Origin of the sequence: Sulfuricurvum sp. PD_MW2 (assembly GCF_002633015.1) — a bacterium.
GTDB lineage: Bacteria > Campylobacterota > Campylobacteria > Campylobacterales > Sulfurimonadaceae > Sulfuricurvum.
This window is the reverse complement of sequence record NZ_NSIU01000012.1, coordinates 18,419-30,418: the sequence shown is the minus strand read 5'-3', so window position 1 is coordinate 30,418 and position 12,000 is coordinate 18,419. Positions and strand designations below refer to the sequence as shown.

The following is a 12,000-nucleotide window of genomic DNA, read 5'->3' as shown; positions in this document are numbered from 1 at the left end:
CATACGAAATCTATTGTTTTGGTTAATGAGCATTAGATACAATGTCATATCTATTCTATTCAAGGATTTTCTGTGCGTTTTTTACCACTTCTCTTTTCTGTAACTATGACCCTTTTTGCATCTCCTAAAGAGATCAGTTCTTTTAACGGAAAATTTCTCCAAACGATTCTTGACGGCAATGGAAAAAAAATCGTATACTCCGGTGAGTTGTGGGCTTCTAAACCGCAAAATGCTCTTTGGGTGTATCAAAAACCGATCCAAAAAAGCGTCTTTATCAACGGTCAAAAAATTACGGTCATCGAGCCTCAAATTGAACAAGTAACACTTCGCACGCTGGATGATGAGATTGATTTTTTACAAATTATTCAAAAAGCCAAAAAAGTCGACGAAGATAAGTATTCTGCAACCGTCAAAGGGCAAGTGTATACGGTATTATTCAAAAACGATACGCTCAGTTCTATCAGCTATACCGACGGGTATGACAACCGCGTCTCAATTGCTTTTTCCAATCCGTCTCAAAACAAACCGATCGATGCGAGCCGTTTCAAGCCCCTTATTCCTGCAGATTTTGATGTTATCAAAGACCGCTGATTTATACATGAGTGTTACCCAAAAGTTACTATAGCTGCTCTAAGATTCTGGTCGAGTAAGAAATATTCTTGCTACACCTGACAAGGAGTATACCATGACCATTAGTTCTAGCTATAGTAGTGCGTATTCGTCTTACAGCTCTTCCGGGGTATCTTCGTCGCAACAAAAGTCGAAGCCCAATTTTGAAGATATCGCTCAGCAGCTTCTAACATCTCTTGATACAGACAGTAACGGAAGTGTCAATACATCGGAGTTTAGCGCTGCTGTCCAATCCCTCACTTCCAATTCGGGCACGTCCTCTTCAAGCAGCGTTTCAGCAACCGATGTCTTTAATACATTGGATTCCAATAGCGATGGCGGTTTAAGTACCGATGAGCTTATGGCTGCATTGAAAAACATGAAACCGCAAGGAAAAGAGGGGCATATGCCTCCTCCACCGGGTGGAATGCCACCGCCTCCGCCAAGTGATTCCTCTTCATCAACAGAGAGTTCTGAAAGCTCATCTCTAAGTGAAATTTTTTCGGCTTTGGATACCAATCAAGACGGTTCAATATCACAAGATGAATTAGCCGCATTATTTGATAAAAAATCGAGTACAAACGGTTCTACATCGCAAACTAATACCGGAACAAGTACATCAGCTTCCACTCAAGCGAATAATGACTGGCTTCAAAAGCTTCTATCACACTATAGCAGCAATAGCAATACAACAAACTCTTCTACGTCTACTCTCAGTATTAGCGCATAATACATACCCGTGATTACGGGTATATGTTACTTAATATTTACTTTTTCATCGTTATAATCGAACCATGATAAAAGTATTGATGATCGAAGATGATGTGGAACTCGCCGAATTACTAAAGTCACGTTTATATAAAGATCATATAGATGTTACTATAGCATTAACCCCGCTGGAAGGTCTGAGCCTTTTCCAAACTCAAACATTTGATTTACTGATTCTCGACCTTTCACTGCCTCAAATGGATGGTATGGAAATATGCCGTTTGATCCGCCAAGAAAGCACGATTCCCATCATAATCTCCTCTGCACGTTCCGATATACGGGATAAAATGATGGGATTTTCCCGCGGTGCGGATGACTTTCTCCCAAAACCCTATGATCCACAGGAACTTATATTTCGGATTGATGCGATTATGCGACGTCTCCATCCTACTCTACCGAAAAGCATATCACCCTTTGAGCTCGATGAAGAACGACGTGAGATATCCCGCCACGGAACACTCTTGAAACTAACGCCGGCCGAATACGATATCGTCAATTACATGATGAAAAAAGAACGATACGCAATCTCCCGAGAAGAACTTTTAATGAATATCGGATCTATCAAATATGAGAGCAGTCTCAAAAGTATTGATGTCATTATGGGGCGAATTCGCCAAAAGATCGGTGACGATCCGAAAAATCCCCGCTATATTCTCTCTGTACGGGGCATAGGATACAAATTTGTCAATCAATAAACACTCCCTATTAACCTTCATTTCTCTCTTTTTTCTAATCATATTAATTACTATTAATACTCTTTTTTGGATTGCCCATATCCATTTTGAGAAAGAGACGGAAGGGGATCGAATGCGCCGCTTTCATTTGGCAGAACATTTAATCCATCACCAAAACAAAAATATAGACGGTGAACTTCATCAATTGATGATTGTACCCTCTTCTTTGTCTCGAGAATTTCTTCAAAGACAAGGAAATACCATAGCAGATTTCCCTTTTGGAGAGATGATCGAGTTCAATGGAAACGTCTTTTTCGTAAAATCCTCTTCGCCGAAACCACCGTTCGAACCTCACATGTTCGATTTGCCTCCCCCTCCTCCTCATGCCGACAACCATTTTCAATCCATTGTACTGCAAGATTTAAAACCCCATTCTACCTGGCTGGTTTGGAGTGTTTTTGGAGCGATGGATCTGTTAATGCTTCTCTTCTTTGGGTACATCATCAATAAACTCATTCCTCTGCATCGGTTGAAAAATGCCATCATCGATTTTAAAGAGGGAGATACCCGTCTAAATGTTGAGATAGAGGGGAAAGATGAAATAGCGCAAATTACCGGTGAGTTTAACCACGCTTTGGAAAAAATCGCCGCCATGAAAGAATCCCGTTCTCTCTTTTTGCGCAATATCCTCCATGAGCTCAAGACTCCGATTATGAAAGGTTCTCTGACCGCCGATTGTCTCGAAAGTTCCCAAGATCAGGAACGGCTAAAGAGGATATTCTCTCGTATGAACTATCTGCTCGGAGAATTTTCGACGATGGAACGCTTTAACAGCGGTGAGTGGGATCTCAATCTTCGTGAATACCGATTTGTTGATCTGCTCGATCATGCGTGCGATATTTTACTGTGCACTAAAAATAGTTTTGAAATCAGAGGAGAAGGTTCAGGACTCATCATCCATGTCGATTTTGAGCTTTTTGCGATTGCACTCAAAAATCTTCTCGATAATGCCCTCAAATACTCTGATACGAAACCCACCATTAGGATTTTGAGCAACACCATCGAAATATCCAATCTCGGCAATCCGCTTCCTCATGAGAACCGATGTTTTGAAAAACCGTTTAACCGTACCTATGAGAGTTCAATGACCGGCTTGGGATTGGGACTGTATATCACTCATGCTATCTTAAAAAAACATGGGTTTACTCTCGATTATCACTATGATAATGAGATAAACACCTTTCGAATAGTGCTATAATTCAGACAATTTATTCAAAGGCACTCCATGCTGAAACACTCATTTTTCCTTATTTCACTCCTGGGAGCATCCTCCCTTTTCGCGTCGAACTACGCCATCTCCGTTAGCGCAGATACTACCAAATTTGACTATGCGGAAACTACTAGCAGCGGGTTACTCGATACGGAAAGAGCCGATTATGGGAAAGTGAGCGGTTTTAGTGTCGCACTTACTCCACGCCATAACGGTTTTTATCTCAGTGCGTCATATGCAAAAGGCGATACCGACTATGTCGGAAGTATCTTAGGTTCTGGAAACCCTTACGGTTCTGCGGTTGGAATCACCCGTAACGAAATATCCGATTATACCTTCGGGTATAAAGCAACCGCAAAACTCGATCCTAGAGGGGGATGGGAGATGCCCGTTACTGTCGGTATCGGATATCGCCGATGGCTACGCCAGTTGGGATATGATGAACTCTATGACTGGGGCTACTATGATGCCGGTGTGGGATTACATTATGCATTTTCATCTAAACTATCGCTTGGTGTGGATGGCAACTATCGAAAAGCATTTAATTCTCAAATGTACGAGAATCTGCACGGGTATACCTTTAACCTCCAAAACGTTCACGGATATAAAATCACCGTTCCTCTTGAGGTCAAACTCGATCAAAAGTTAAGTATTTTCGGTTCTTACAATTACGAGTACTGGAATATTGGAGCTTCAAATCCTGTCGGTGGATACTATGAGCCTGACAGTGAAACGAAAAATGAAACGCTCTCATTTGGATTGAAACTCAATTTTTAGAGCAATCCTATCAATGCCGCCAATAGCACCGGCGGTGTAATGATGAGTCCCACTTTCATATATTCGCCCCATCCGATTTTGACCCCTTTTTGTGCCAAAACATGGAGCCAGAGCAATGTTGCAAGTGATCCGATAGGAGTCATCTTCGGTCCGAGGTTACATCCGAGGATGTTCGCATACGCTAACGCACTGTTCCCAGCTTCGGCAATCGCTATATCCATCACCATAACTGTCGGCATATTGTTCATTACGGAACTAAGGATCGCGGAAAGAAACCCCGTACCGATCACGGCATAAACATTCCCCATACTCTGAAGCTCCAAAATCACCTCTGCAAGATAGGTCGTGAGTCCTCCGTTTTTGAGTCCATAGACGACAACATAAAGCCCGATACTAAACCATACCACCTGCCACGGTGCCGCCTTGATCGTCATGATTGGTTTTGTGGCCTTGAAATAGGTCGCGATGGCGAGGAATAGCAACGAGCCTCCGAGTGCAAACACTGAGATAGGAAGATGATACGCATCCCCAATAAAATAACCGACCATCAACAATGCCAAAAACCACCAGCTGAGACGAAACATCGTCATATTTTTAATTGCAGACTCGGGCGTTGAGAGCTGAGTAATGTCGATACGGTTCGGAATATCTTTGCGGAAAAAGATCCACAATACGACAATTGAAGCAATGATACTCAGCAGATTCGGTAAAAACATCGTCTTGGCATATTCCCAAAAACCGATCTGAAAATATCCTGCCGTCACAATGTTGGTGAGATTCGATATCACAAGAGGATTCGAAGCGCTGTCACCAATAAATCCTCCCGCCATCAAAAAGGCGAACATCGTAACAGGGTTCATTTTGAGGTGTTTCATTTTGGCCAAAACGATCGGGGTGAGGATAAGGGCTGCGCCGTCATTGGCAAACAATGCGGAGACCAATGCACCGAGTATCAGTATATAGACGAACATCAGATGGCCGTTTCCATCCGAAAAACGTGCCATTTTGAGTGCCGCCCATTCGAAAAATCCAATTTCATCGAGCACCATCGAGAGGAGTATGATTCCGATAAAAGCGAGCGTTGCATCCCAGACGATAGAGGTTACGGTCCATACATCGGTGATACTGACTACCCCAAGCGCCAATGCTACGATCGCTCCAAACACTGCAGATGTGCCGATTTGTAATCCTCGCGGCTGCCATATGACAAATACCAATGTCGCTAAAAATACCCCTATCGCTAAAACCATATCACTCTCCGAAACAAATTGGAGAATTGTATCATAATATCAATATATCTTGATATATTATTTTTATTTCGTTACACTGTCACAAATCGGAGGTAATTCATGGACGTTTTTCTAGAAACCGTTTCGGCGCTGAACGATGAAACCCGAATCAAGCTCCTCTCTTTTCTAGATACGCACGGCGCACTGTGTGTCTGTGATCTGCAGGAGAGTTTCGGGATGATTCAATCTCGTCTCTCGCGACATCTCAAAATCCTTAAAGACGGCGGTTTTTTGCGGGTTGAGCGGTGTGGCACATGGGCTTATTACTCTATTCGCTCTCCATTGGACCGATTCCGAAGCGAAGCATTGGCAGAAATTCGCTGTCTACAACTCGAACTGCCTCCACTGAAAAAATTATCCCAAAACGAAGGTTGTACTCTATGAAAAATGTTCTCATCCTCTGCACCGGCAACAGCTGCCGCTCTATCATGGCTGAAGCGCTCATAAACGCCAAATTAGGCGATTGCGTATTTGCACAAAGTTCCGGCGTCAAAGCAAGCGGAAAAGTGAATCCGAATGCGCAAGCGCTCTTAGAATCACATGGATATTGGAGAGAAGAGTACCACTCCAAAGTAATTGAGACAGTACTAAATACACCGTTTGACCTTGTCGTCACGGTCTGCGATCATGCGCATGAAACATGTCCGATGTTTCCAAAAGCAATCAAAACTATTCACGTCGGGTTTGAAGACCCAAGCGGCAAAGCAACCGAAGAATATGCCAAAACACTCTATCTGATCGAGCAAGAGCTTCTCCCTATCATCAAAACTGAGCTATGCAACTGATGTGGCAGGAAATTAGCGGCATTTTCATACTCGATTGGCTCGGGTTTTCCGGTCGTATGGGTGATACGCTGCACTTTTTTCTCTACGATACGGTCAAAATCTGGTTTTTACTCCTATCGATCATCTTTGCCGTTTCCTTTTTGCGTACATGGTTCAATACCGAAAAAGTACGCGCTTATCTTGCTGGCAAACGTGAATTCACGGGTAATATTCTCGCTGCACTCTTTGGGATTATTACACCTTTTTGTACCTGTTCTGCAATCCCTCTTTTTTTGGGATTTTTGCAGGCACGTATCCCGATCGGAGTCACCTTTAGCTTTCTCATCAGTGCACCGCTCAATAACGAAATTGCTATCGCCATGCTGTTCGGACTGTTCGGATGGAAAATTACTGCCATCTATATCGGATTTGGTTTGGCAGTTGCAATCATCGGAGGGTGGTTGATCGGACGATTCAATGTTGAAAAATATGTCCTGATTGCAGTACCTCCTCTTTCAGGTGATATAGAACTGCCTACCTATCAACCACCGTTCAAAGAACGACTCAATGAAGCATGGATTAATACTCGTGATGTATTCCGCAAAATCTATCTGTGGGTAATGGTCGGTGTTGGTGTGGGAGCATGGTTTCACGGCTATGTCCCTGCTGAATTTATCGCACAGTACGCCGGTGGAGATGCATGGTATACCGTTCCGGTTGCTGTTTTAATGGGAATTCCGATGTACGCTTCGGCTGCGGGTGTGATGCCTTTGATCGAAGTATTGACCCAAAAAGGGATGCTGCTGGGTTCAGCGCTTTCGTTTATGATGGCAGTAACGGCTCTGAGTCTTCCCGAAGCAATCATCCTCAAACAAATTCTCCATATCCGTCTCATCGCACTCTTTTTTGCAATCATTGGAATGGGAATTATGGGGATTGGATTTATTTTTAACGCAATTTTGTAGGAGCTAGAGATGAAAATTGAAATTACAAATCAAACGAATGGAGTCAAAGCGTTTCTCAGCGGTTTTAATACCAGTGAACTCAACGCTAAAATCGAAGCGTGTCAAAACGGTCAATGCGAATGTGAGTGTGATCCAATGATAATGCAAAAAATTGATAAAATTGAACTCACTACGATCGAAGGTTGTGCTACCGTTTCGATTACAGGTGATGTCGATGCTCAAACACTTGCACCTATGATGCAATCATGCTTATTAGGAGAAAAACAATGAAAATAGAAATTTTAGGAACTGGCTGTGCCAAATGCAACGAGTTGGAGATGAAAGTCAAACAAGCAGTTGCACAAAGCGGAAAATTCGTCCAAATCGAAAAAGTCTCTGATATTCAGAAAATCATGGGGTACGGCGTCATGTCTACACCGGGACTCGTGATCGACGGTGTCGTCAAATCAACAGGACGTGTTTTGAGTGTCGAAGAGATCGCAGCCTTTCTCGTATAGGCTATAATATGGCTATCTAAAATATGTAATACAGGTTCGTTCATGATATATTCGATAACCGCTATCATCACCGGTGCCGGAATCGGTGCATTGTTACGATGGTTTTTAGGACTGAAACTCAATCCGCTTTACCCTGCCATCCCTCTTGGAACATTGGGAGCCAATCTGGTAGGCGGGTACCTAATCGGCTTGGCTATTGCATTTTTTGCCACAAACACCTCGCTCTCTCCTGAATGGAAACTCTTTATTATCACTGGCTTTTTGGGCGGTTTGACCACCTTTAGTACCTTTAGTGCTGAAATCGTCACCGCAATCCAAGAAGGGAGATTTTCTCATGCTCTAATGGGTACCCTCCTCCACGTCGGCGGATCACTCATTATGACCTTTTTAGGAATAGGCAGTATGATGTATCTACAACACAGAGGGACACTATGAAAACCGGATTTCAACTCACATTTTATACTCTTAGAAGCCGCCGTCACCATGGAATATACGTCAGTGACTGGCTTGTAGACATCGCTCAAAATATCGGCATTGGCGGTGTCACTATCACCGATGCGACCAAAGGAATAGGACATGATGGTAAATGGCACTCCGCCTCATTTTTCGAACTCTCCGACCAACCTCTTGAAATTATGATGATCGCTGATGAAGAGTTATCTGAACGTCTTTTTAAATACTTAGAATCGGAACAGCCAAATCTTTTTTATACCAAAAGCGCTATCGAGTACGGAACAATTTAGCACACCCAACTAATTGTTCCAAATCATCTTCTCCATTTGAGCCGAACAATTTTTATTCAAAAAACATATAATATTTTCTCTTTCAGTAGCAATACAGGTTTCCTCATGATAAAATCAAGAAAAATGATGCATTAGTTACAAAAAAGAGAGTAAAGAATGAGATTTTTACTAATTTTACTTTTACCAAGCCTCATATATGGAGGTGAACGGTTAGCATTTTCAGGAGCCACAACTATCCAGCCTGTAATAGAAGAAATCGCTCCTCCTTATGCTCATCAAAACAAGCTGAATCTGTCAATCGAAGGTGGCGGCAGTGATCAGGGCATAAAAGATGTTATTTCCGGTAAAACAGACATCGGCATGGTTAATCGTCCGCTCACCAATGAAGAAAAAACTTCTATAGATTATACAACTATCGGCTATGATGCAACTGCATTCATTATTCATAAAAACAATCCTATCAAAGGGATTACCCGATCGCAGCTCATAAATATTTATACAGGTAAAATCACCAATTGGCATCAACTCGGAGGAAAAAACAGAGCGATTGTTTTAATCTCAAAAAAACCAGATCGTGGAACCATGCGTATCATTGAAAAGGAAACAGGTCTTTTTCATCCATTGAATCCAAAAAATGCAGATCAAAGAAAAAAACTTTCTCGAAATACTTGGGATTCAGGATCGAACAACGATGCAATCGTATGGGTTGGCGGATTATATGACGCTATTGGATTTGTTTCCGCAGGAAGTGCGCTCAGAAATATGCAACTTGGAATGCCGATTAAACTTCTCGCCTATGAGGGGGTTATACCAAATGAAAAAAGTATCTTTGATAAGAGCTATCCTCTTGTGAGCGAACTAAATCTTGTCTATGCGAAAAACAATCCTAAAGCCAAGGGATTTGTCTCCTTTATCCTTACTTCAAAAGGACAGCAAGCACTTTCACACAATAATTTCATGAGGATAGATCATGGAAAATAAAAACTTTATTTACAAGCTGATCGGTGCGAATGCTCTCATTATTTTCTTGGTTTTTGGGACATTCTATAACGTTTATAATTTTTTGAACTATCAGATGATAAATAACAATCTCCAACGTGAAAATATTACCAATTTTATTCATTCATGCGACCATGTTTCAGTCCATCTTTACCAATCTGCGATGTTAAACAATGCTGAATATCTCACTGAAGCGGCAAAAGCTTCGAATGATGCTTTGACTTATCTTGAAGACCTCTCTGAAACTGGTATCGATACAAGAATATTGAAAGAAACCTATTACAATTATTTTCGACAAACAGTACTCACAACCTCTTTGGTACTAGAACACCGATTGGATGAATCGTATCGTGCTGATCATATAAGTCAAGATAGCGATCGAATTCTTCACAAAGCATTCAAAACTTTGCAACAAAAAATTCTTGATGACCAACAACGTATCATTTTTCAAATCAATACGTTAATGCTTTTTTCTGCACTATTGCTTGTCATCATCATTGTCGCAAATATTATAATTCTTTTTCGCTCATTTAAATCGATACGTGCTAAAGAGAATGAGCGTTCCGAAATGATTGCTGCACTCGGAGACGGTGTTTACGGAATTAATGAAGAGGGAAATTGTATTTTCATAAATCACTCCGCACTGAATATGCTTGGGTTCAAAGAAGAAGAGGTGTTAGGAAAAAATCAACACGAGCTCTTTCATCATCATCATTCCGATGGAAATATCTATTTGGAAGATGACTGCCCAATACATCTCACTGAAATGGATCGGAAAATACGTCATGTAGAAGAGATCTTTATTCGCAAAGACGGCTCACTACTACCTGTTAGTTTGACGGCTGCACCTTTGGGAACCAATAAGGCAATTGTTGTGTTTCAAGATATCACGATTCTAAAAGAAGAACAAGCAATGCTAGATCGATATGCAAACTATGATACCCTTACAGGATTGCCGAACAGAAGACTCTTTAGCATTTTAGCTGAACAAGTGATTGCCCAGGCTGATCGAGAAAACAAAGTGATTGCTATCGGCTTTTTAGATTTGGATGGGTTCAAACAGATAAACGATACTTATGGGCATGAAAGTGGTGATTTACTATTACAAGAGGTAGCTCAACGTTTTCAATCAACTTTACGTCAATCTGATATTGTCGCCCGTTTCGGAGGGGATGAATTTGTAATACTTCTAACATCACTTGATACAAAAACTGAAGCTGAACAATCCTTCAAGCGTATTCTCGATCAAGTTTCAGAACCTATCATTGCCAATAATATATCCCTGAAAGTCGGAGTAAGTATTGGATACACCCTGTATCCATTAGATACTGGAGATATTGATTTGTTGATACGTCATGCTGATATTGCGATGTATGATGCAAAACAATCCGGAAAAGGGAGACTTCAACGCTATCAGAATCAAGAAATCGTGTAGATATATCTGCATGCAAATAAGATTACTGAATCGGAATATTATCGCGTTAGGTGCGAACAGTTTTTTTACAGACTTCTCCACCGAGATGATTCTCCCGCTTTTACCTATTTTTTTGGAGCGGTTTTTACATGCATCAAAAAGCGAGATCGGTCTTATCGAGGGTACAGCCGAGTTTGGTGTAGCGATGCTGATTGCGATCTCCGGGTTTTACTCCGATCGTATCGGCAAACGCAAAGGGATCACCGTATTTGGCTATGGGATGTCCAATCTGATCAAACCGCTCGCTTTTTTTGCCCAAAACGCTACGATGATCGCTGCTATCCGTATCGGAGATCGTTTGGCTAAAGGGGTACGTGTTGCTCCGCGCGATGCGCTGATCAGTGCTTCTACCCCAAAAGAGATCAGCGGTTTTGTCTTCGGATTTCACAAAATGATGGACAGTGCAGGAGCACTGGCAGGTGCACTAACAGCATTTGGAGCACTATGGTATTGGGGAGAGAGCGAATCAACATTTCGGTCTATTTTTGCCATAAGTCTCATTCCCGGAATCATTTCAATGATGATCCTCATCTTTTGGGTTACCGATGCCCCCTTTACCCCCTCACCAACAGGCCGTTTTCGTCCAAGATTGCTCAGTGCCCCGTTTTACTGGCTCGTTATTTTTCAAAGCCTTTTTAGCCTTTTTGCGATGAACTACTCGTTTATGCTTCTAAAAGCTGAAAATAACGGTCTAGCCCTTGCTATGATCCCTCTTGCCTATGCACTTTACAACCTTATACAATCGCTCTTCGCGATTCCGATTGGTCAACTGGCAGATCGTTTCGGTAAAGGGACACTTTTATCCATCGTCTATATTGCTTTTGGATTGGGTGCTTTTGCCATGTCCAAGGGTTCAACATACGGAGCATGGATCGGGTTTGGAATATACGGTTTTTTTGCCGGAGGATTTAATGCGCTAGCCAAAGCGATCATCTCCGATACCGCACCGCTTGAACTAAAAGCAACAGCATATGGCATCTATTATACTTCTGTAGGATGTATGACTCTGATTTCACTCAGCGGTGCAGGATGGCTATGGGATCACTACGGCAGTGAGGTCCCATTTACGATAGCATCTTTCTCTGCAATGATTTTAGGACTATTACTTTATCTAATGCGTAAAAAGCTATTGCACACCGAATAAAAAGTGCTAAACTATCCGTATTTATTT

General features: G+C 41.9%; 16 protein-coding genes. 15 read left to right on the top strand and 1 reads right to left on the bottom strand.

The features are described from left to right. The first annotated feature begins 72 nt into the window (after nucleotides 1-72). From lolA to CJD30_RS06940, 5 genes are all read left to right on the top strand, one after another. The gene (lolA, locus tag CJD30_RS06960) at nucleotides 73-591 is read left to right on the top strand and encodes a LolA-like outer membrane lipoprotein chaperone (RefSeq protein ID WP_294917767.1); all 519 of its coding nucleotides are present in this window, start codon (nucleotides 73-75) and stop codon (nucleotides 589-591) included. A gap of 94 nt (nucleotides 592-685) precedes the next feature. Beyond that, nucleotides 686-1,339: an EF-hand domain-containing protein gene (locus CJD30_RS06955; protein WP_294917765.1), complete on the top strand. Its 654-nt coding sequence runs from the start codon at nucleotides 686-688 to the stop codon at nucleotides 1,337-1,339. A 64-nt stretch (nucleotides 1,340-1,403) separates the two neighbouring features. Beyond that, a complete protein-coding gene (locus CJD30_RS06950; RefSeq protein WP_294917763.1) occupies nucleotides 1,404-2,072 on the top strand; it encodes a response regulator transcription factor in 669 nt (222 codons plus the stop codon). Then, nucleotides 2,059-3,309, top strand: a complete 1,251-nt coding sequence (locus CJD30_RS06945) for an ArsS family sensor histidine kinase (protein ID WP_294917761.1) — start codon at nucleotides 2,059-2,061, stop codon at nucleotides 3,307-3,309. The genes CJD30_RS06950 and CJD30_RS06945 overlap by 14 nt, the downstream gene beginning before the upstream one ends. Nucleotides 3,310-3,336: 27 nt before the next feature. After that, nucleotides 3,337-4,098: a hypothetical protein gene (locus tag CJD30_RS06940; protein WP_294917758.1), complete on the top strand. Its 762-nt coding sequence runs from the start codon at nucleotides 3,337-3,339 to the stop codon at nucleotides 4,096-4,098. On the opposite strand, the gene CJD30_RS06935 is transcribed toward CJD30_RS06940, so the two are convergent. Continuing rightward, on the bottom strand, nucleotides 4,095-5,348 hold the full coding sequence (locus CJD30_RS06935) for an arsenic transporter (protein WP_294917755.1): 1,254 nt from the start codon (nucleotides 5,346-5,348) through the stop codon (nucleotides 4,095-4,097). The genes CJD30_RS06940 and CJD30_RS06935 overlap by 4 nt on opposite strands. A gap of 99 nt (nucleotides 5,349-5,447) precedes the next feature. Here CJD30_RS06935 and CJD30_RS06930 point away from each other — a divergent pair, with 99 nt between their 5' ends. The 10 genes from CJD30_RS06930 to CJD30_RS06885 all read left to right on the top strand — a co-directional run bounded on the left by CJD30_RS06930 (nucleotide 5,448) and on the right by CJD30_RS06885 (nucleotide 11,973). Continuing rightward, nucleotides 5,448-5,771, top strand: a complete 324-nt coding sequence (locus CJD30_RS06930) for a metalloregulator ArsR/SmtB family transcription factor (protein WP_294917752.1) — start codon at nucleotides 5,448-5,450, stop codon at nucleotides 5,769-5,771. Further along, nucleotides 5,768-6,172 carry an arsenate reductase ArsC gene (locus CJD30_RS06925; RefSeq protein ID WP_294917750.1) on the top strand — a complete coding sequence of 135 codons (405 nt, stop codon included), beginning with the start codon at nucleotides 5,768-5,770 and terminating at the stop codon, nucleotides 6,170-6,172. The genes CJD30_RS06930 and CJD30_RS06925 overlap by 4 nt, the downstream gene beginning before the upstream one ends. Then, nucleotides 6,172-7,116, top strand: a complete 945-nt coding sequence (locus tag CJD30_RS06920) for a permease (protein ID WP_294917851.1) — start codon at nucleotides 6,172-6,174, stop codon at nucleotides 7,114-7,116. Before CJD30_RS06925 ends, CJD30_RS06920 begins: the two co-directional genes overlap by 1 nt. A gap of 9 nt (nucleotides 7,117-7,125) precedes the next feature. After that, nucleotides 7,126-7,386 (top strand): hypothetical protein, encoded by a 261-nt coding sequence (locus CJD30_RS06915; protein WP_294917748.1) that lies wholly within the window; start codon nucleotides 7,126-7,128, stop codon nucleotides 7,384-7,386. Beyond that, nucleotides 7,383-7,613, top strand: coding sequence for a thioredoxin family protein (locus CJD30_RS06910; protein WP_294917746.1), 231 nt, complete (start codon nucleotides 7,383-7,385; stop codon nucleotides 7,611-7,613). Before CJD30_RS06915 ends, CJD30_RS06910 begins: the two co-directional genes overlap by 4 nt. Before the next feature lie 42 nt (nucleotides 7,614-7,655). Continuing rightward, a complete protein-coding gene (crcB, locus tag CJD30_RS06905; protein ID WP_294917744.1) occupies nucleotides 7,656-8,048 on the top strand; it encodes a fluoride efflux transporter CrcB in 393 nt (130 codons plus the stop codon). Further along, the gene (locus tag CJD30_RS06900; RefSeq protein WP_294917742.1) at nucleotides 8,045-8,356 is read left to right on the top strand and encodes a DUF190 domain-containing protein; all 312 of its coding nucleotides are present in this window, start codon (nucleotides 8,045-8,047) and stop codon (nucleotides 8,354-8,356) included. Before crcB ends, CJD30_RS06900 begins: the two co-directional genes overlap by 4 nt. Before the next feature lie 156 nt (nucleotides 8,357-8,512). Continuing rightward, on the top strand, nucleotides 8,513-9,337 hold the full coding sequence (locus CJD30_RS06895; RefSeq protein WP_294917740.1) for a phosphate ABC transporter substrate-binding protein: 825 nt from the start codon (nucleotides 8,513-8,515) through the stop codon (nucleotides 9,335-9,337). Beyond that, complete coding sequence (locus tag CJD30_RS06890; RefSeq protein WP_294917739.1) at nucleotides 9,327-10,790, top strand: sensor domain-containing diguanylate cyclase; 1,464 nt, start codon at nucleotides 9,327-9,329, stop codon at nucleotides 10,788-10,790. The genes CJD30_RS06895 and CJD30_RS06890 overlap by 11 nt, the downstream gene beginning before the upstream one ends. A 10-nt stretch (nucleotides 10,791-10,800) precedes the next feature. Then, nucleotides 10,801-11,973 carry an MFS transporter gene (locus tag CJD30_RS06885; protein WP_294917738.1) on the top strand — a complete coding sequence of 391 codons (1,173 nt, stop codon included), beginning with the start codon at nucleotides 10,801-10,803 and terminating at the stop codon, nucleotides 11,971-11,973. The last annotated feature ends 27 nt before the right edge of the window (nucleotides 11,974-12,000 follow it).

Coding starts and splice junctions, on each gene's coding strand:
- CJD30_RS06955 (WP_294917765.1), top strand. CDS start 686: ATGACCATTAGTTCTAGCTATAGTAGTGCGTATTCGTCTTACAGCTCT.
- CJD30_RS06950 (WP_294917763.1), top strand. CDS start 1,404: ATGATAAAAGTATTGATGATCGAAGATGATGTGGAACTCGCCGAATTA.
- CJD30_RS06940 (WP_294917758.1), top strand. CDS start 3,337: ATGCTGAAACACTCATTTTTCCTTATTTCACTCCTGGGAGCATCCTCC.
- CJD30_RS06935 (WP_294917755.1), bottom strand. CDS start 5,348: ATGGTTTTAGCGATAGGGGTATTTTTAGCGACATTGGTATTTGTCATA.
- CJD30_RS06930 (WP_294917752.1), top strand. CDS start 5,448: ATGGACGTTTTTCTAGAAACCGTTTCGGCGCTGAACGATGAAACCCGA.
- CJD30_RS06925 (WP_294917750.1), top strand. CDS start 5,768: ATGAAAAATGTTCTCATCCTCTGCACCGGCAACAGCTGCCGCTCTATC.
- CJD30_RS06920 (WP_294917851.1), top strand. CDS start 6,172: ATGTGGCAGGAAATTAGCGGCATTTTCATACTCGATTGGCTCGGGTTT.
- CJD30_RS06915 (WP_294917748.1), top strand. CDS start 7,126: ATGAAAATTGAAATTACAAATCAAACGAATGGAGTCAAAGCGTTTCTC.
- CJD30_RS06910 (WP_294917746.1), top strand. CDS start 7,383: ATGAAAATAGAAATTTTAGGAACTGGCTGTGCCAAATGCAACGAGTTG.
- crcB (WP_294917744.1), top strand. CDS start 7,656: ATGATATATTCGATAACCGCTATCATCACCGGTGCCGGAATCGGTGCA.
- CJD30_RS06900 (WP_294917742.1), top strand. CDS start 8,045: ATGAAAACCGGATTTCAACTCACATTTTATACTCTTAGAAGCCGCCGT.
- CJD30_RS06895 (WP_294917740.1), top strand. CDS start 8,513: ATGAGATTTTTACTAATTTTACTTTTACCAAGCCTCATATATGGAGGT.
- CJD30_RS06890 (WP_294917739.1), top strand. CDS start 9,327: ATGGAAAATAAAAACTTTATTTACAAGCTGATCGGTGCGAATGCTCTC.
- CJD30_RS06885 (WP_294917738.1), top strand. CDS start 10,801: ATGCAAATAAGATTACTGAATCGGAATATTATCGCGTTAGGTGCGAAC.